The sequence below is a fragment of the Methylophilus medardicus genome (assembly GCF_006363955.1).
GTDB lineage: Bacteria > Pseudomonadota > Gammaproteobacteria > Burkholderiales > Methylophilaceae > Methylophilus > Methylophilus medardensis.
Genome location: NZ_CP040948.1, coordinates 2,306,109 through 2,322,654, shown reverse-complemented (window position 1 = coordinate 2,322,654; position 16,546 = coordinate 2,306,109). Strand labels below are relative to the sequence as shown.

Annotated in this window: 20 protein-coding genes; 15 read left to right on the top strand and 5 right to left on the bottom strand. The window is 48.9% G+C overall.

Translation table 11 applies throughout. The annotated features are described in order from the left end of the window. Positions 1-13 precede the first annotated feature (13 nt). The 5 genes from uraH (at position 14) to FIT99_RS11010 (ending at position 3,289) form a co-directional block, all read left to right on the top strand. Positions 14-430: a hydroxyisourate hydrolase gene (gene uraH, locus FIT99_RS11030; protein WP_140004325.1), complete on the top strand. Its 417-nt coding sequence runs from the start codon at positions 14-16 to the stop codon at positions 428-430. Positions 431-548: 118 nt separating this feature from the next. Continuing rightward, entirely contained in the window at positions 549-785 is a 237-nt protein-coding gene (locus FIT99_RS11025; protein ID WP_140004324.1) for a DUF2171 domain-containing protein, read from the top strand. A 161-nt stretch (positions 786-946) separates the two neighbouring features. Next, positions 947-1,294: a PilZ domain-containing protein gene (locus FIT99_RS11020; protein WP_140004323.1), complete on the top strand. Its 348-nt coding sequence runs from the start codon at positions 947-949 to the stop codon at positions 1,292-1,294. Between the two features lie 217 nt (positions 1,295-1,511). Continuing rightward, on the top strand, positions 1,512-2,207 hold the full coding sequence (locus FIT99_RS11015; protein ID WP_140004322.1) for a PEP-CTERM sorting domain-containing protein: 696 nt from the start codon (positions 1,512-1,514) through the stop codon (positions 2,205-2,207). 173 nt (positions 2,208-2,380) lie between these two features. After that, complete coding sequence (locus FIT99_RS11010; protein WP_140004321.1) at positions 2,381-3,289, top strand: TorF family putative porin; 909 nt, start codon at positions 2,381-2,383, stop codon at positions 3,287-3,289. Between the two features lie 42 nt (positions 3,290-3,331). Here the strand turns inward: FIT99_RS11010 and FIT99_RS11005 are convergent, their stop codons facing one another. Both FIT99_RS11005 and FIT99_RS11000 read right to left on the bottom strand, forming a co-directional pair. Further along, on the bottom strand, positions 3,332-3,667 hold the full coding sequence (locus FIT99_RS11005) for a DMT family transporter (RefSeq protein ID WP_140004320.1): 336 nt from the start codon (positions 3,665-3,667) through the stop codon (positions 3,332-3,334). Then, the gene (locus FIT99_RS11000) at positions 3,660-3,989 is read right to left on the bottom strand and encodes a hypothetical protein (RefSeq protein WP_223261202.1); all 330 of its coding nucleotides are present in this window, start codon (positions 3,987-3,989) and stop codon (positions 3,660-3,662) included. The genes FIT99_RS11005 and FIT99_RS11000 overlap by 8 nt, the downstream gene beginning before the upstream one ends. Before the next feature lie 195 nt (positions 3,990-4,184). Here FIT99_RS11000 and FIT99_RS10995 point away from each other — a divergent pair, with 195 nt between their 5' ends. From FIT99_RS10995 to FIT99_RS12545, 3 genes are all read left to right on the top strand, one after another. Beyond that, entirely contained in the window at positions 4,185-4,604 is a 420-nt protein-coding gene (locus FIT99_RS10995; RefSeq protein ID WP_140004319.1) for a hypothetical protein, read from the top strand. Between the two features lie 171 nt (positions 4,605-4,775). Then, positions 4,776-5,522 (top strand): hypothetical protein, encoded by a 747-nt coding sequence (locus FIT99_RS10990; RefSeq protein WP_140004318.1) that lies wholly within the window; start codon positions 4,776-4,778, stop codon positions 5,520-5,522. A gap of 250 nt (positions 5,523-5,772) precedes the next feature. Next, positions 5,773-8,433, top strand: a complete 2,661-nt coding sequence (locus FIT99_RS12545; RefSeq protein ID WP_140004317.1) for a methyl-accepting chemotaxis protein — start codon at positions 5,773-5,775, stop codon at positions 8,431-8,433. A gap of 36 nt (positions 8,434-8,469) precedes the next feature. On the opposite strand, the gene FIT99_RS10980 is transcribed toward FIT99_RS12545, so the two are convergent. Continuing rightward, positions 8,470-10,626 (bottom strand): EAL domain-containing protein, encoded by a 2,157-nt coding sequence (locus tag FIT99_RS10980; protein ID WP_223261201.1) that lies wholly within the window; start codon positions 10,624-10,626, stop codon positions 8,470-8,472. Positions 10,627-11,122: 496 nt separating this feature from the next. Here FIT99_RS10980 and FIT99_RS10975 point away from each other — a divergent pair, with 496 nt between their 5' ends. From FIT99_RS10975 to FIT99_RS10960, 4 genes are all read left to right on the top strand, one after another. Continuing rightward, positions 11,123-11,584 carry a hypothetical protein gene (locus FIT99_RS10975; protein ID WP_140004315.1) on the top strand — a complete coding sequence of 154 codons (462 nt, stop codon included), beginning with the start codon at positions 11,123-11,125 and terminating at the stop codon, positions 11,582-11,584. Between the two features lie 302 nt (positions 11,585-11,886). Beyond that, positions 11,887-12,042, top strand: coding sequence for a DUF3309 family protein (locus FIT99_RS10970; protein ID WP_140004314.1), 156 nt, complete (start codon positions 11,887-11,889; stop codon positions 12,040-12,042). A gap of 54 nt (positions 12,043-12,096) precedes the next feature. Beyond that, positions 12,097-12,495 carry a PA2779 family protein gene (locus FIT99_RS10965; RefSeq protein WP_140004313.1) on the top strand — a complete coding sequence of 133 codons (399 nt, stop codon included), beginning with the start codon at positions 12,097-12,099 and terminating at the stop codon, positions 12,493-12,495. A gap of 12 nt (positions 12,496-12,507) precedes the next feature. Continuing rightward, complete coding sequence (locus FIT99_RS10960; RefSeq protein ID WP_223261200.1) at positions 12,508-13,473, top strand: PA2778 family cysteine peptidase; 966 nt, start codon at positions 12,508-12,510, stop codon at positions 13,471-13,473. Positions 13,474-13,529: 56 nt separating this feature from the next. On the opposite strand, the gene FIT99_RS10955 is transcribed toward FIT99_RS10960, so the two are convergent. Next, a complete protein-coding gene (locus FIT99_RS10955) occupies positions 13,530-14,015 on the bottom strand; it encodes a DUF421 domain-containing protein (protein ID WP_223261199.1) in 486 nt (161 codons plus the stop codon). A 212-nt stretch (positions 14,016-14,227) separates the two neighbouring features. Between FIT99_RS10955 and FIT99_RS10950 the strand changes: the two genes are divergently transcribed. Continuing rightward, positions 14,228-14,377 carry a DUF3309 domain-containing protein gene (locus FIT99_RS10950; RefSeq protein WP_140004311.1) on the top strand — a complete coding sequence of 50 codons (150 nt, stop codon included), beginning with the start codon at positions 14,228-14,230 and terminating at the stop codon, positions 14,375-14,377. 49 nt (positions 14,378-14,426) lie between these two features. On the opposite strand, the gene FIT99_RS10945 is transcribed toward FIT99_RS10950, so the two are convergent. Next, on the bottom strand, positions 14,427-14,627 hold the full coding sequence (locus FIT99_RS10945; protein ID WP_140004310.1) for a hypothetical protein: 201 nt from the start codon (positions 14,625-14,627) through the stop codon (positions 14,427-14,429). Positions 14,628-14,886: 259 nt separating this feature from the next. Here FIT99_RS10945 and FIT99_RS10940 point away from each other — a divergent pair, with 259 nt between their 5' ends. Together FIT99_RS10940 and FIT99_RS10935 are read left to right on the top strand one after the other, a co-directional pair. Next, complete coding sequence (locus FIT99_RS10940; RefSeq protein ID WP_140004309.1) at positions 14,887-15,051, top strand: DUF3309 domain-containing protein; 165 nt, start codon at positions 14,887-14,889, stop codon at positions 15,049-15,051. 181 nt (positions 15,052-15,232) lie between these two features. Next, positions 15,233-16,540, top strand: coding sequence for a diguanylate cyclase domain-containing protein (locus tag FIT99_RS10935; RefSeq protein WP_223261198.1), 1,308 nt, complete (start codon positions 15,233-15,235; stop codon positions 16,538-16,540). Positions 16,541-16,546: the final 6 nt, after the last annotated feature.

Below are 16,546 nucleotides of genomic sequence, written 5' to 3'. Positions count from 1 at the left end.
TGGAGTTTCAATAATGGCTAAGGCGTGGTTAAGGATGTGCTTAGGGGCATTGCTTGTTTTGTTGAGTAGTCAGCCCTGTGTTGCCGATGACAATCCATTGAGTGTGCATGTGCTGAACACCACCACAGGGTTGCCGTCAGCCAATGTGTCGGTCACTTTGGATAAAAAGATCGATGGCCATTGGCAGCCGTTAGCACAGGCATTGACCGATGCACAAGGACGGGTCAAGCAGTTGTATCCTGCGCAACAAGCCATGCAAAGCGGGGTGTATCGGGTGACGTTTCAGACTGGGCAGTGGTTTGAACAGCGCGGCGAAAAAACGTTTTTCCCGGAGGCGTCGGTGGTGTTTAGCGTTGATGGTACGGTGGCGCATTACCATATCCCGCTATTGATTAGCCCTTATGGCTACAGCACCTACCGGGGCAACTAATCTCAATGGCGTGCGTTGCATAACGCCTACAGCAGGATCAGAAACCGCTTATATCCTTCGCTGCACCTATCAAGCATGATGACTTCATACCGGATATGCCGGTGTTTGCTAGGAGAAGATGATGAATACCAATCAGATTGTGCCAGAAATGCCCGTCGTCTGTTCTATGGGCGGCCAGTTCGCCACCGTAGATCATTTGGAGGGGTCGACCTCGATTAAATTAAATAAAGATCAGCATGGGAAGCATCACTATATCCCGACTAGTTGGGTGACCAAGGTTGAGGATGGCAAGGTCGTCGTCGATCGGCCCGGTGAAAAAGCCATGCAAGAGTGGAGTGAGACGCCTGCACATTAGGCAGACTTAGTCCATTTGCAAGGCCCTGGGTTGATGCCTCGGGCCTTTTGCATCTGAAGCCTTGGAATTCGCGCAAGCAAGGCCGTTGAACCCTTGCTTAATCGCCCGGTCGCAAGCGTTACGTACTATAATGTATATGAATTAAGCAGTTCGCAATACTTATGTCTTCTAGTCTTTCTCCTCATACGCCAATAGACAAAAATCGTCGTCCTTGGCACAAAAAATCTCATTTGCTTGATGGTGCTGGTGGTCAACACCTCGCTTTTACAGAGGATATTTCATTGACCGGAATGAGCCTGTATGCTGAACGGCAATATCAGCCCGGGCAGCTGTGCAATATTGAGGTCCCAGTATTGGTTGAGCAGGGACTTCGGCATTATCGATTTAATTGCAGAGTCATTTTTTCGACCTTGTGCGGCATGCGCGGTTTCAGAACCAATCTAGAGTTTGTCGACGTCCCCCTTGAGAATAAAACGCTGATCCAATCCGTGTTAGCGAGATCACTCTAACCATTTATATTCATTGCGTGAGCAGTCACCTTTAGGCCAGTTTGGTGAAGATAGCGCGCTACGCAAGGCCATGTTTTTGCGATTATCTTTTATATAAAAACAATTTTCATAAATATAAGTTATGATCGCAAGAGGATTGGCTAGTGTCTGCTTCAAAAATAGTCATTCTGTGTTTTCGAATAACCTGATTTAAACAATTTGTGTTGAGGAGAAAATAATGAAATGGATAATATGTTTGAGTGTATGGCTGACAGCGCAAGTGAGTTATGCTGAAAGCGTGGTGTTTGAATCGGCAGCGTATGGGAGCAATGCGCAAGTGGGCGCGGTATGTTCCAGTGCAAATTGCCTAGCCCCAGACACTTTGCCGAATCCTGCGCAATATGTTGGGGAATCATTTTCACTGTCGTCTACGGCTTCGATTACCAGCATCGATTTTCATAAAGGCTTGTTTTTTGTGGAGCCGACCACGCCACCGGTCGATATTCCTTCTGACATTACCGTGGCCTTCTACGATGCAAGCTATCAACTGGTGTATTCTCAAACGTTTAGTCCGTCTGACTATGTGCAGACAGAGGTGGTGCCTGATCCTAGCGTGATTTACAACGTGCAAGCCAACTTCACGCCCTTTACGCTCAATGCTGGGGCGTATTTTGTGTATTATTTTGGCGAGCATTTGGGCATACCGTTATATGGGACTTATGGTGACAGCGTGGTCATCGTCGATCCCTCACAGGGGTACACCTTCGACCAACCTTTCTTGGCCTTTGGTGCCACTGCGGTGAGATTAACCGGCAATGTCCTCACCACCGTCCCTGAAGCCGACAGCTTGGGGATGTTGATTGCAGGCTTAGGGTTAGCTGGCCTGATGCGTAAAAAGGCGCACAACGCATCAAACAGCGACTTGCGGATTTAAGCAACTTTCAGTAAAACCAAGGCCACTGCCTTGGTTTTTTTGCGTCCCTCATCATGCCCTTATTATAAAAGCGGTCTAATGTATTAAAATACACATTTTATTGATATCCAATCTTGGATAGCATGCACCTCGGTGCCCCTCAACACACCTTCCTACCTCAAGAAAGCTCAAACATGGCCTCACTGTTCACTCGCTATGCCTTGGTTACGGCTTTGCTCTCCATGCAACCGCTGTTAGCCGTTGCGGAAGAGGCGTCCGCTTGGACGGCTAGCAGTAATCTGAGCTTGGTTTCTGATTATTATGCCCGCGGAATCTCCCTCAGTTGGCACCAACCCACCGTGCAAGCTGGACTGGATATTGCGCATACAAGCGGATTTTATGCGGGGGTCTGGGGCTCAGGCGTATCTCAAAATACCTTGGTGGGAGCGAGCACTGAGTTAGATATCTATGCGGGTGTGAATGGTAATTTTAGCCAGGCCGCAAAGCTTGGCTATAGCTTGGGCGTGATCAGTTACTTTTATCCTGGGGGCAGTTGGCGCAAATATGAGGGCTTGGCACTGGATTTGGGTAAGCCGTCCGGCGGCCGTTTTACCACGACGGAACTGAATGCCGGTCTGTCCTATGATTGGTTGAGTGCTAAGGTGTTTTATACGCTTAGCAATTGGTTTGGGGCTGAAAGGTCCACCGGCTGGGATGGCAGCACGCGGGGTTCTGTCTATCTTGATATCAATGCAGCTTACCCCTTGCCGTGGCAAGGCTGGACACTGATCGGTCACTTGGGTCACATGGACGTATCCGCCCAATTACAGCCTGATGGTTTTCCAAATGCGAATGGCCTGCCGGGCACTTACAAAACCAATCCTGATTACAACGATTGGAAGCTGGGCTTGAGCAAAGCGTTTAATATCGGCAGCAGTGAGGGTTGGTCGGCTGGCGTGTATTGGGTAGGCGCCAGTAATCGTGGCTATTGGGGCAGCTATGGCGGCTCGAGTTTTAATAGCGCGCCCAACGCCAACGGCGAGGTGCAAACAAAACATTTGAACGACAGCCGTTTGTTGTTTACGCTGAGCCGTGCGCTTTAAGCATCTGACCAAGGGGGGGTATGCCCCTTGCCGGCTTGCAAGTTATTGCGCCACGGTTTTTGAAAACAGGTTAATGATGATGACCCCGCCCACAATCAACGTCATGCCCCCTATGGCGGGGCCATCGAGCGTTTGGCCATATACCACTAGATCTACAATTGCCAACAAGACAACCACCATGCCTGCCCACACGGCATAAGCGACGCCAATTGGCAGCCCTTTTAGCACGAGAGACCAGAAATAAAACGAGATCGCATAGCCAATCACCACGACGGCAGAAGGCGTGAGCTTGGTGAATTCATCACTGAGCTTGAGGGCCGAGGTGGCAATCACCTCGGTGATGATGGCGGCAAATAAAAAGAGCCAGTATTTAAGCATGGGGTGATTTTTCTGAGGATTTTTTTGAGATCGTTGATGTTTTCCAGCGGGCGGATTTTTTTGAGATCGTTGATGTTTTCCAGCGGGCGGATTTTTTCCAGCTGGTGGATTTTTTCCAAGTGAAAGTGCCACAAGTGATGAGATACAAAATGGCAGAGAAAATGTTGAGCACAGGCACCATGCTTCTAAACGTCAGAAAAAAAGCTTTGCGCAATGCGTGCTGGGTGGTGGCGAACTCGCAATTTTTGAATTCAATGAGACCGCCGATGGCCGAAATCACCAATGGCACCAGATAGAACGCAGAAAATACGTTGAAGTCCATCCTTTTTCCTTTGCTAAACAAGGACATTATAAGCCATCGGGACGATGCGGTTGTGTTGCCACGGGGTGTCAGTGCATTTTTTGTACGATAATTCCTACAATAGTTTCAGTCTGCGTGCGATAGGGTGTCGGCAAAGCCTAAGGCATGATTCAGTCTCGGTATGAGATTAAATCCTAAAGCAGGGAGGCACTTGACATGAACACAAACAAACCAGCGAATGCCGCGACCAGCGTCTTGTCTTTAATTGCAATCACGGCAGGGGCCGTGTCAGCCGCACTCGTCATCATGATGATTGGTTTTTTTATGACCGTAGTCTCTATTGGGGCTGCGCCGCAAAACAACATGCATGCCCACAACTATTTTTCAGGCGCGCAAGCTAGGGCTGGTGTGATGTTGGCAAATGCAGCGACAACGCACGCTAAATCAGGAAATCAGCGAACCCCTGCGCTAGAACAAGGCGATTTTATGGATGCGTTGCTGCGCGAGGAGCGCATGAATGCATCAAAAGCGCATGCTGACAGCCGCGCAAGCGCGTTTACAAAGGCGAGGCGCATTGTGGCTAACCCGATGGGGATGCCTTTTCTATCTGCCAAAACACCGGTAATTAAAACTTAACAGCACCTATGTTTGCAGCACTTGACCGTGTTTGTTCATTGGTAAATCATTGAACTGGCTTAGTAATCTTGAATATTGGACGTTTTTAGGGCATTGTTCAACATTGAGTGAAATATTGGTCACGACACACCACCAACTGAATTTATGAGAAATAGGCTTGATTTAGGCAGTATGTCCGCTCACAGCATCACGGGGTCGAAACAGACAGCGCTTGTATTAACACCACCATTGGCTGAACGTGGCGCGGTGGATATCGGCAAGGTCAATGTGATGTTGATCGGCCTCATTGTGGTCATTTTATGTGGCCTTTTGTTAAAAGAAGAAGGTAATTCTGGTTTTTCAAACCAGGTCATGCAATTGCAGACTCAGGTGGTCTCTGAGGTTGCCCGCGAGGAAATACCTGCGCCTGCGGCACAGGAAAATGTGACCGTCGAACCCACCCCAGCACAAGCCACGCCAGTCAAGCCCGCGCAGAAGTTGATCAGCAAGAAACCAAAAAAGATTAAAGAAGAACAACAGATGGTTGAGTTAGAGCCAGCCGTATCGCCGGTGGTAGAAACCCATACCAGCGCACCGTTGCCGGTGGTCGAACCGGTGGCGCAAAAAGAGCCCCAGAAAAAAATGCTGGTTTTTAACCTGTGGAGTGTGTCTGAACTCAGACTCAGGCGTGCCTATACCACCTTTATGAACGATAGCAGTATTTCTGCACACGCTCTAGAAGCGCGCAAAAAGGATTATCTTAACTTTGTGAATCAGCGCACTAAAAAGTGTGGCGAGCTCGACAACAAGTTTGCAGGTAACATCAATACGGTTGAAAAATTGACTTTCAGCAAAGGGGATATGGATATTCTTGAGTGTCACACCGCAGAAAATAATGCAGAGTTGGACACTTTAAATACTGCTTATGGGGCGCATTAAGCCCTAACCGTAGCACCGCTTTTGTCGCTGTCAGGCGCGCCACTAGTCCTGCAAAACTTCAGGGTTTTCTCTGGAGTTTTTTTATTTTTAGCCTACGAACCTGCCTGACAAGCGCTGGCTTTGCCAGCAAACATTCAATTGTCAGAATTAAGTAGCGACCCCCCTTTTTATCCCCACATGATTGGCAGTCATATCGCGGTACAGTGAGTCTTGGATGGTTGTTTTATCCCTGATCAAAGGCGGCGATATCATGAAGATAAATTTACCTGTGACCCAACACGAAATCCTTTTAAAACAGGGTGTTTCGATTGTTTCTAAAACAGATTTGAAGGGTGCGATTACATATATTAATCGCGACTTTATTGAGGTGAGCGGGTTTTCTGAGTCGGAGTTGGTTGGGCACAACCACAACATGATTCGTCACCCGGATATGCCAGCCGCCGCCTTTGAAGATTTATGGCGCACGGTGAAAGCGGGTAAGCCCTGGAACGGGATGGTCAAGAACCGTTGTAAGAACGGTGACCACTATTGGGTTGAAGCGAATGTGGCGCCGATTCGCGAAGGCGCTTCGGTGGTAGGGTATATGTCTGTGCGTTCTATCGCCACCCGTGAGCAAATTGCGCTGGCTGAAAAACAATACCAACAGCTGCGGGACGGCAAACTGCCCACCGTCAGCTGGGTGCAGCGCGTCACCGAGCGTGTACGCGATACCTCGATCACTTATAAATTGCTGGCCGCCATTTTGAGTCCGTTGCTGGTGATGACGGCCATCGATGCTTATACCGCGAAACCCTTGAATTGGCTGAGCATTGGTGTAGGGCTCGCCACTGCTGCGACTGCAACGGTGTTGTTTTCAGCCAAGTTGAAGCGTGCATTGCTTGCAATGAGTGATGCCATCAACGGGTTGGCAGGCGGGCAACTCGATGTGCCGGTGGATACCCGGGGCGATGACGAATTTGGTCGCTTGATGAAAATGATCAAATCCATGCAAATCAAAATTGGCTTTGATTTAAACGACAGCAGAAAACTGGCAGAGCAATCTAACCGTGTGCAGACCGCACTAGACCAAAGCGGGGTGGCTTTGATGTTTGCCGATAGCCTACACAATCTCGAATATATGAACGGCGCTGCTAAACGCTTATGGGGTGAAATGGCTACGGCAATTGGTGAGGTGTTCCCCGGATACGCCGTTGACCAGATGATAGGCAGCAGCATTGGGAAATACCTTGCGCACTCGGATCAGTCGGCATTATTTGCGCAGAAGTTGTCGCAGCCAACCGCTGCCGAAGTGCATATGTATGGCAAAACTATGCACGTGCTGATTGTGCCGGTGTTTAATGGCCAAGGCGAGTACTTGGGCCGCATGTCGCAATGGACCGATCGCACGGCAGAGTCGTTAGGCGAGCAAGAGGTGTTTCGTCTGGTGCAAGAGGCCGCCCAAGGTAACCTGTCGCAACGGGTCGATACGCAACAGCTCCCCGAAGGGTTTGTGAAACAAATTGGCGTAGGCATCAATCAGATTTTAGAGGCGCTCATTAATCCACTCAATGTCGCAGCCAAATATGTAGAACAGATTTCTAAAGGTCATATTCCGCCAAAAATCACGGAGGAATACCATGGCGATTTCAACACCATCAAGCGCAATTTAAATCAATGTATTGATGCGGTGAATGCATTGACTGCAGATGTGAACCAATTGTCACAAGCAGCGATTGAAGGCCGGTTGTCCACCCGTGCTGATACGTCTAGTCATCAAGGCGACTTTAAAAATATTGTCGCCGGCTTTAATGCAACCTTAGATTCAGTGATCGGGCCGTTAAATGTGGCGGCACAATGTGTGGCAGATATCTCTAATGGGCAAATCCCTGCCAAGATCAGTGCGCCATATCAAGGCGATTTCAACGCCATTAAAAACAATTTGAATACCTGTATTGATGCCGTCAATCTGCTGGTGGCAGACGTGAATCTGCTGGCTGACGCTGCACGCGAGGGTCGCATCACTGTGCGCGCCAATACGGCCAATCATGCAGGGGATTTCCGTCAAATTGTGGAAGGGGTGAACAATACCCTAGACTTGATTGTGGCGCCGATTGTTGCGGTGACGCAGGCGATTGAAACCATCACCACTGCCGCGAATGAGATTTCGAGCGGCAACGCCGATTTGTCAGCGCGCACAGAAAGTCAGGCATCGAGTCTTGAGCAAACGGCCGCCAGCATGGAAGAGTTGGCATCCACCGTTAAGCAGAACGCAGAAAATGCGGTACAGGCGAATAAGTTAGCGCTCACTGCCTCTGAAATTGCGATCAAAGGTGGCAAGGTTGTCAATGAGGTAGTTTCCACCATGGGCGAGATCAATGACAGTGCTAAAAAGATCGAAGATATTATTTCGGTCATTGATGGCATCGCTTTCCAAACCAATATCCTTGCGCTTAACGCGGCGGTGGAGGCTGCACGCGCTGGCGAGCAAGGCCGTGGTTTTGCAGTGGTGGCCGGCGAGGTGCGTAGCTTGGCGCAGCGTTCAGCCAGCGCAGCCAAAGAAATTAAAGCGCTCATTACGGACTCTGTAGCAAAGACCTCAGAGGGTACCAAGTTAGTCGAAAACGCAGGCATCACAATGGATGAAGTGGTCAGCTCTGTGCAGCGTGTGGCAGATATTATTAATGAGATATCAGCCGCGTCGACCGAGCAAACGGCGGGGATTGATCAAGTCAATCAGGCGGTGACCAGCATGGATGATACGACTCAGCAGAACGCCGCGTTGGTTGAGCAGGCAGCGGCAGCAGCGGAATCTTTGGTGGATCAAGCCAATCAGCTGGCAGATGTGATTAGTCAATTCAAGTTGGAAACACAGCAGCCTAGTCGTCGCGGATTCCATTCAGCAGGGCCACGCAAAAATGGCACGCATGGATGATTGCTCGGTGAGACGTTTACTCCCAAATAGGGGCGGTTAGCCCGTTAAGCTGGCTGGCCGCGCTCTATAAAAACCTTGCGAGTATTGGCAGCCCATTTCTTTCAACAGCGTTTCCTGATCTTGCGTTTCTACCCCTTCAGCAATCAGCTTGATGTGGAGCTGATTGCCCATAAAAATAATAGTTTTGCATAAGGCCTGATCATTGAGGTTTTCGGTAATTCCATTGATAAACGATTTATCAATTTTGACGTAATCAATTTTGAATTTGTTCAGGTAAGCCAAAGAAGAGTAACCAGTCCCAAAGTCGTCAATCGCCAGTTTGATTCCTTGCGCATGCAGGATATTCAGGATGTCGATCACTTGACTAGAAGGCTCCAGCAGCAAACCCTCGGTGATCTCAAAGCAAAAATGGGTGCCCGTAATGCCCAGCGTAGCCAGTTGTGCGATGAACTGGTGAATGGGCGCAGGTTGTGAGAATTGCAGGGGAGAGATGTTAATGCAGATTTCCACCGCCCCAAACTGTTGGCGGATCTCGGCGAAATCGCGAAGGATTTGCTCGAACACCCATTCGCCTAAGTCAATGATAAATCCATTCTCTTCGGCAACCTTGATAAACGTTTCTGGGGAAATCTGGCCGAGGGCTGGGTGGTGCCAGCGTAACAGCGCTTCCACTTTTTCACAGGATAAATCGCTTAAGTTAAAAATCGGTTGATACTGTAAGCGCAACTGATGCTTTTCAATGGCAGACCGCAGTTCGTTACTTAACTGGGTTTTTTTGCTAAATACATCGTGAATGCGTTCATCAAATAGCATGAATTTATTTTTACCCGTGCGCTTGGCCTGATAAAGCGCCTGATCTGCAAACATGATCAGATCCTCTGCGCGCTGACTGTGCTCTGGAAACAAAGCCACTCCAATACTGATCGACACCACAAACGATTTTTGCTGAATGATAAATGGCGCTGCCATGGCCGCGAGTAGCTGTGTGCTGAGTGCAGTTAAGTGTGCTGCATCGGCGCTCTGTTGGATAACGATCAAGAACTCGTCGCCGCCAAATCTCGTCGTTAAATTGGGGGGCGCAATCACCGATTGAATGCGCGCGGCCACTTGTATCAAGACCTCATCGCCAATCGCATGGCCAGCGGTGTCATTAATCTCTTTAAAATTATCGAGGTCGATAATCATCACGCCAACGGCCTGAGATTGTTGCACCGCCGCCTGCAAGGCTTGGTCAAGCTGGCTTTTTAACTGAAACCGATTAGGCAGTTTGGTCAAAAAATCATGGTTCGCCTGAAACCATATCGCTTGCTGTGCAGCGACCGCTTGTTTTTTATTGGTCTGATAAAGTTTGAATAACTGAATCAGCAATAAAACACTAAAAAACGAGAGCGCAGACAGTAGATATTTTTTCAGTGGATTTTCGGGGCTGCGGCCCCAATTTTCGAGAATCTCCGGTGGATTGGTCCCAATTTGCAAGGTCGCTTTGTGAAGAATGCTACGCAAAATGGGGTCACCCTCACTGACGGCCATAAAGGTTTTGCTGGTAATAGGTGTGACGCCGCCTTTGCGTATCGAGGTGATTTTGTGAAAGTCGAGATGGTAGTCCAACACCAATTCGTTACCAATGTAGGCGTCTACCATGCCCGCGTCTAAATATTCAAAAGCTTCATCAGCGATATCGACCAGCTTGATTTTAATGCCGGGGACCAGCGCTTTCAGTTTGTCTGGCAAGACGCCATTTCTAAACACAGCCACTGTTTTGCCTGAGAGCTGATCGAGGGTGATTTCGGAGGCATATAGCTCATGATGTGAGGCCACATAGATCGCGTTGACGGTATCCAAATAGGGCACTGCCAACGGACTGAACCCTGCCGGGATGCTCTTACCGCGGATGCCAGTGATTAGCGATGCTTCATTGGTCGTCATGTTGTCGTGGTAGTCGACAATCTTGAACTGCAAGCCGGTGGCTTTGCTCACCATTTCCAGATACTGGATCGAAACGCCTTTGTGCTTTTGATTTTCTAGTTGAAACTCGATTGGCATCCAGCCATTTTTGACCGCCACACGCACGGACTGATGCTGTTTAATCCAGTCGATTTCTTGCGCGGAAAGCGATAGCTGTGACGAATTGTTAATGACATCCAAACGATTAACGACTATTTCCTGCGCATTGACTGAAATACCAAGACACATCCACAGCAGATGCGTACAAAGAAATAATAAGCCTGGCTTGATCATATGGGTGCAAAAAAAAATGAATGACGCGATGCCATGGGCGATTTTCCGGGGGTGTTCATTGTTTGGACATTTTCACTGTTTGGACATTTTCACTGAAGCGTGATGTTAAAACATCAACGGACCAAACAGTAGATTCTTTAACGGTTGGCGGGCTTGCTGGGTCAGCGTGTTGTTCACCCTGTCAGCGTTTTCCTCTGGTCGCTGATAAAGTTTATATTAACTTGTAAGACCTGTATAAATCTGCCGAGTGGCAAGAAAAAACAATTTTTTCAAAAAATTGCGTGAAATCACCATAATATGCTCAAGATGGCACTAAAATTGATGTCATCTTTAAAAACGTTAATTGATTATAATATTAAATATAACTGTGATATTCATTATCGTTGGTTGGTTTATTGTCCACTTATTTGCATCAACGCAGTAAGCATCGTGTTGAAATGGGGTGTATTGAATGAAGAGTGTCAGTATTTTGTTCGCCATGTTGTTGGCGTTGTCTGGGTGTTCAGTCAACATGGTGAAGCTGGGCGTGTATAAAAATAAAGCGCAACTTATCGGCCCAGACGGCACGGTTTATATGGGTAATATTTTAATCAACGATATCAGTAACGATGGGGACATTGAATTTGAAGCGTCTCCTTATGGCCCGCTGACTGGAAAATGGACAGCCACCAGTGCCGTGCCTCCGGTTGTTAGAGCCCCTGCGGCAGATCCACAAGCGGCAGCAGATGCGGTATTGCGCAAAGCGTATTCGGGCAAGAGCTTTTTGCTTGCCAACAGTAAGGCCGTACTTAATTGCGATTTTAAAGTCAATATTGAGGGCGATGGTATCCTTGGCAGCGTCTTTGTGATCGGGGATGGTCTGTGTACGGATGATCAGAAACGCAGTATCCCCATTCAATTTTTTAAATCCTAATCACGCGCATTTTTAAATCCTAGTCCCGCCAAGCGCGGGCGATATGCAGCCCTCATGCATGACAAACTATTGAAGCCCACCTATTGCAAGGTGGGCTTTGTTGTTTTTGGTTAGATTGCCTTCAGCCAACGATGCGTCCTCTTGACTGCGCATCCATTGCCTCGTCGGACGTTTCCTACACGAAATTCAGTGATATTGGCATGGTAGCGTTGTCTGCTTGCCTGCATGATCAAGCCTCATCTGTTTATTTAATAACGAGATCGCCAGGCTTGCTGGCAACATTCATTTTTGGAGGCCATGCTATGCTGAGGACGATACTGCTGGTGATTTTAATATTGGCGCTGGTGGGTGCGTTACCGACTTGGCCATACAGTACTGGCTGGGGCTACTACCCAAGTGGTGGTGTGGGTTTATTAGTGTTGATACTTTTGGTGTTGGCACTCACAGGTAGGCTGTAGCGTTGGGATACCTTGAATGGCTTTAGCCGCAAACTTAATTAAGAGGACATTATCATGTTATTCGCTCAACGTTGTTTAAGTGCTTTTTTGGTTGCATCTTTGTTGTTTACTGGCTCTATTCAGGCAGTGCAGGCTGCCATGATCGGCACGGAGCAAGTCGCAACTGCGACAATCTCCGATAAAGCTGCACAAGACAAGGCAAAAATTATTGAGATGCTTTCACGTGAAGAGGTGCAAACGCAGTTGGTGAAACGAGGCATCGATCCACAAGAAGCCAAGTCTAGAGTGGCTGCGCTCTCTGATGACGAAGCGAATCAGCTGGCCTCCCAATTAGATAAAGCCCCGGCCGGTGGTGGTTTTATCGGTGCCGTTGTGCTGGTGTTTTTGGTGTTGTTGTTAACAGATATTTTGGGCTTTACAAAAATATTCCCGTTTACGCGCTCGGTACGTTAATGGATCGTTGCGTTGGGTAAGCGGATACTCAGTTTGCAAGCCAGTGCGCGCCATGTGTGCCTGCTGGCTTTGTGTTGCCTGCTGACTGCCTGCGCGGCCAGTGGGGTGCGCGAGGTCACGCAGCAGACCCGTTTACCAAGACAGGTTGAGCTTTCAGACACACCATTCTTTCCGCAATCAGAATATCAGTGCGGGCCAGCGGCCTTAGCAACCGCGTTGACTGCTGTGCATATTGCCGTCACGCCCGATCAATTGACGCCAGAAGTTTATATGCCAAGCCGCCAAGGCAGTTTGCAAATTGAAATGCTCGCCGCGGCAAGACGGCATGGCGCAGTCGTCGTGAAGATTCCGTCGCAACTTGAGGCTGTGATGCAGGAAGTCGCTGCGGGTAATGTAGTGGTGGTGATGCAAAACCTTGGTTTTTCATGGGTGCCTGCCTGGCATTATGCGGTGGTGGTAGGGTTTGATCTGGACCGTGAACGCATCGTGCTAAGGTCGGGCACTTATCCGCGCTTTGAAATGTCCTTGAGTGCTTTTGAGCGGACTTGGGCGCGCAGTGACCATTGGGCATTCGTCGCCTTGTCTGCGGATAAGTTGTCAGCCAGTGCGGATGCGGATGCGGTTGCCAACGCCTTAGTGCGCTATGAAAAAACCGCATCGGTGGTTGAGCGCCTGACAGCTTATCAGACGGCCGTTGCGCGTTGGCCTACGCATGAAGTGTTATTAATGGGTTTGGGCAACGCGGCGTATGCAAACCACGATTTGCCGTTGGCAGTAAACACCTTCACGCGCATGATCACGGTGTATCCTAATTCAGCCGCTGCACATAATAATCTGGCCAATGTCTTGTTGGCACAACAACAGCTGAAGCAGGCCGAGACGGTTGCGGAGCAAGGTTTGTTGCTTGCTGGCGATAATGCGCAGTTAAGATTGCAGCTGGCGCAGACGCTGCAAGAGATTCGGCAGTCAAAAAAATAAACGAATTTTTTCCCCACTCAGCACCGATTCTATGGATTGATTGCGTACCCGCAGGATTATTCTGATTTTTCGCGTTGAATAATGCTGAGCTGGCCATCTGACTCCAACTGCATTTTTCTGACTTGTGACAGGTGCTCAATCCCTTCTTCACGTAGCTTGGACAGAATGTCCTCTTTCGTTATAAATTCTTTTCGCATGGCGCGTGTCTGCAATACGCCATTGCGCACCAGCACCAAAGGCGGCGGCTCGATCAGGCCTCTGATCCAGGTATTTTTAAAACTGAGCCAGTCGATCAATACATTCCACACCACGAGCACGCTAATCAGCGCCAACCCGTCAGGAATCGACTTGGCATCGCCACTCATCGCATTTTGCGAGGCATCGGCCACAATCATCACAAACAAAAAATCACCAATGCCTACATCGCCCATGTCACGCCGCAGAATCAGCCTAAAGATGAGGAACAGGAACCAGTAAACAATGGAGCCTCGGATGATGATTTCCCAAATGGAAACACTGAACTGAAATGTGCTTAGACTCATAGGTTAACCTTATGTATGCGTGTGAATTGGGGAGTCTACCCAAACGGAGCGCGATTGTGTCGAATGGTGTGCTCACCTGCCTTATTGTTTCCTACAATCATTTCAGCGTGAGTATCATGGTTGGGCTTTGGGTTTGCGGGCATCATAAAACCTTGTTCAACTTGGCATCCAATCACACCATTGCTGACTTGGCTGCATGACAGGAGCGTAGGATGTTTAGCACCATACTGATCGTGATTCTCGTGCTTGCATTGATAGGAGCTTTACCAACCTGGTCGCACAGCGCGAGTTGGGGGTATTTCCCCAGCGGTGGCTTAGGGCTGTTACTGGTGGTATTGCTGTTGCTGACCTTCTCTGGGTGAACAGCCAAGCCCCGTGACCAGTCAATCGATCGGTTTTTGATGTCCTAATTTAGGCGAAATGCGCGCCCGACCTGCCGATAATGTCAGGTTGAACGTCTGGTTCGGGTGGGCTGATGGGTGCATCAGGCGTATCGGGCTCAGGGTCAATCGGCCCGGGGAGATCACCCGGCACCTCTATTGGCACCCCGGGTGGTTGTATATCGGGTGGCTGAGCAAAACACATTCCCTCACTTGTGGTCTGATCAAACATTTCAATCCCCTATCATTGGTTAAGTATTTTTATCATAGCTGTCCATATGCTGCGTGCTTGTCAGTGCTGGCCTGATTCCGCTGTCAGAATGTCCTGCTAGGACTTGAGAGGCGATGGCTGTACGAGGATTCTGACAACAACTTCAGCCTCCAGCGTCTCGCAGATGGGGGGGGATTGCGGCATCATCCTGTGACGTAGGTCTTTCATCTTGCGCGACCCGTAAGGTGAAACCGTGAGTCAGTGAATGCAGGAGGTGCGTATGCTAAATATGCTGCTGATGGTAATCGTCGCGCTTGCTTTCGCGCATGCTGTGCGCGTTGGTTGCTATCGCGTGCGCTGGGGCATAGATCCAGTACGGGCATTGAGCCTACTTTTCGCCGTCCTCATCATGATGGCGTTTGCCATCGGCTTTATCGATTTTTAACCATGTTTGTGGGGCAGGCGGGCGTCACGATGATCATGATCGCGTGAATCATTGGATAATTGCGGTATAAAACACTTGTTCTTTCTCAAAAAGCCTGACTTTGGCTTCATTTATAATACTGAATAAGTTTTTTGTGAAGTTCATCGTGCGTCTAACATTGAGTCAAACCTTCAAAAGCCAGATGATTGCTGTGTTCGCAGCAACTTTGGCTTTTTTGTTTTGGCACTTTCTGTTGGATTACCAACGGCAGAAAGCGGAAAGTGACGCTTACCTTGAAGCGGCTTCTTACGGCAACCTGCTGCGTGCCGAGTTGGATCGTGAATTAAATGCACTATTATTTATTTCAAACGGATTCTCCAGTTACATCAAGGTCTATCGTGATGACCTGCAACGCGACAAAATGCAAGCCATGCTGGCAGACCTGTTTGCGCATACCCACCATGTCAGAAATCTGGCGGTGGCGGTGGATTACAAGCTCGCTTATGTTTACCCAGAAGCAGGCAACGAAAAGATTCTCGGTGTGGATTACCGGCAAGTGCCAACGCAGTGGCCCAAGGTAAAAGTGGCTATCGACTCTCGCGAAGGCGTGTTGGATGGCCCGCTTGCCTTAATGCAGGGCGGCACTGGCATGATTTATCGTTTTCCTATCTTTATCGATGGGCATTACTGGGGGCTGATGTCGACCGTGATTGATACCCCGCATTTTTTACAGGATGCATTCAAAGATTTGCAGCAACCTCAATTCACTTTTGCGATCAGAACCGCCGAGCAAAAAAGCGTGTTTTATGGGGATCCTGCGTTGTTTGATCACAAACATATTTTTTTACAGCGAACTAAGGTGCCCAATGGTAGTTGGGAGTGGGCGATTGAAAACAAACATATCGCCGCGTTGCCTGGCAAGCGCATCGGGGTGGTGTTGAGTCTTTTGTTCAGTTTTTTAATGGGCACCATGGCCTACTTTTTTGCGCAGGAACGATACTATTTGTCTGAAGGGGCTTTGATGGATAGCCTCACTGGCTTACCCAATCGACGATTATTAGATAGTCGCTTGAATTACGCACACTCAGAGGCGAGAAGAGAAGGCAAAAAATTTGGATTGATGGCACTGGATATCGATCATTTCAAATTGATCAATGATCAGCATGGGCATGATATCGGCGATGAAGTGATTAAAGCGGTCGCGACCAAGCTGAAATCCTGTATTCGCGACTCTGACACGGTTAGCCGTTTAGGCGGCGATGAATTTGTCATCGTGTTGAAAGATCAATCTTCGCCGGAGGGCTTGATCTCCATTGCTAGCATGCTGATCGGGATGTTTAATGTGCCGATGCAGATACATGGCCAAGCGGTCCCCGTGCAGCTCAGTATTGGCCTGACCATGTATGACCCCTCCTCCGAGATCACGCTCAAGCAACTCCTTAAGCAGGCAGATTTGGCGCTTTATCAGGCCAAGCAGTCGGGCAGAAACACTTACAGCCTCTGGCAGTAAGCCACG

What these genes read in the sequence shown, in the direction of transcription:
- uraH (WP_140004325.1), top strand. Translation starts at nt 14, where the DNA reads ATGGCTAAGGCGTGGTTAAGGATGTGCTTAGGGGCATTGCTTGTTTTG.
- FIT99_RS11025 (WP_140004324.1), top strand. Translation starts at nt 549, where the DNA reads ATGATGAATACCAATCAGATTGTGCCAGAAATGCCCGTCGTCTGTTCT.
- FIT99_RS11020 (WP_140004323.1), top strand. Translation starts at nt 947, where the DNA reads ATGTCTTCTAGTCTTTCTCCTCATACGCCAATAGACAAAAATCGTCGT.
- FIT99_RS11015 (WP_140004322.1), top strand. Translation starts at nt 1,512, where the DNA reads ATGAAATGGATAATATGTTTGAGTGTATGGCTGACAGCGCAAGTGAGT.
- FIT99_RS11010 (WP_140004321.1), top strand. Translation starts at nt 2,381, where the DNA reads ATGGCCTCACTGTTCACTCGCTATGCCTTGGTTACGGCTTTGCTCTCC.
- FIT99_RS11005 (WP_140004320.1), bottom strand. Translation starts at nt 3,667, where the DNA reads ATGCTTAAATACTGGCTCTTTTTATTTGCCGCCATCATCACCGAGGTG.
- FIT99_RS11000 (WP_223261202.1), bottom strand. Translation starts at nt 3,989, where the DNA reads ATGGACTTCAACGTATTTTCTGCGTTCTATCTGGTGCCATTGGTGATT.
- FIT99_RS10995 (WP_140004319.1), top strand. Translation starts at nt 4,185, where the DNA reads ATGAACACAAACAAACCAGCGAATGCCGCGACCAGCGTCTTGTCTTTA.
- FIT99_RS10990 (WP_140004318.1), top strand. Translation starts at nt 4,776, where the DNA reads ATGTCCGCTCACAGCATCACGGGGTCGAAACAGACAGCGCTTGTATTA.
- FIT99_RS12545 (WP_140004317.1), top strand. Translation starts at nt 5,773, where the DNA reads ATGAAGATAAATTTACCTGTGACCCAACACGAAATCCTTTTAAAACAG.
- FIT99_RS10980 (WP_223261201.1), bottom strand. Translation starts at nt 10,626, where the DNA reads ATGTGTCTTGGTATTTCAGTCAATGCGCAGGAAATAGTCGTTAATCGT.
- FIT99_RS10975 (WP_140004315.1), top strand. Translation starts at nt 11,123, where the DNA reads ATGAAGAGTGTCAGTATTTTGTTCGCCATGTTGTTGGCGTTGTCTGGG.
- FIT99_RS10970 (WP_140004314.1), top strand. Translation starts at nt 11,887, where the DNA reads ATGCTGAGGACGATACTGCTGGTGATTTTAATATTGGCGCTGGTGGGT.
- FIT99_RS10965 (WP_140004313.1), top strand. Translation starts at nt 12,097, where the DNA reads ATGTTATTCGCTCAACGTTGTTTAAGTGCTTTTTTGGTTGCATCTTTG.
- FIT99_RS10955 (WP_223261199.1), bottom strand. Translation starts at nt 14,015, where the DNA reads ATGAGTCTAAGCACATTTCAGTTCAGTGTTTCCATTTGGGAAATCATC.
- FIT99_RS10950 (WP_140004311.1), top strand. Translation starts at nt 14,228, where the DNA reads ATGTTTAGCACCATACTGATCGTGATTCTCGTGCTTGCATTGATAGGA.
- FIT99_RS10945 (WP_140004310.1), bottom strand. Translation starts at nt 14,627, where the DNA reads ATGTTTGATCAGACCACAAGTGAGGGAATGTGTTTTGCTCAGCCACCC.
- FIT99_RS10940 (WP_140004309.1), top strand. Translation starts at nt 14,887, where the DNA reads ATGCTAAATATGCTGCTGATGGTAATCGTCGCGCTTGCTTTCGCGCAT.
- FIT99_RS10935 (WP_223261198.1), top strand. Translation starts at nt 15,233, where the DNA reads ATGATTGCTGTGTTCGCAGCAACTTTGGCTTTTTTGTTTTGGCACTTT.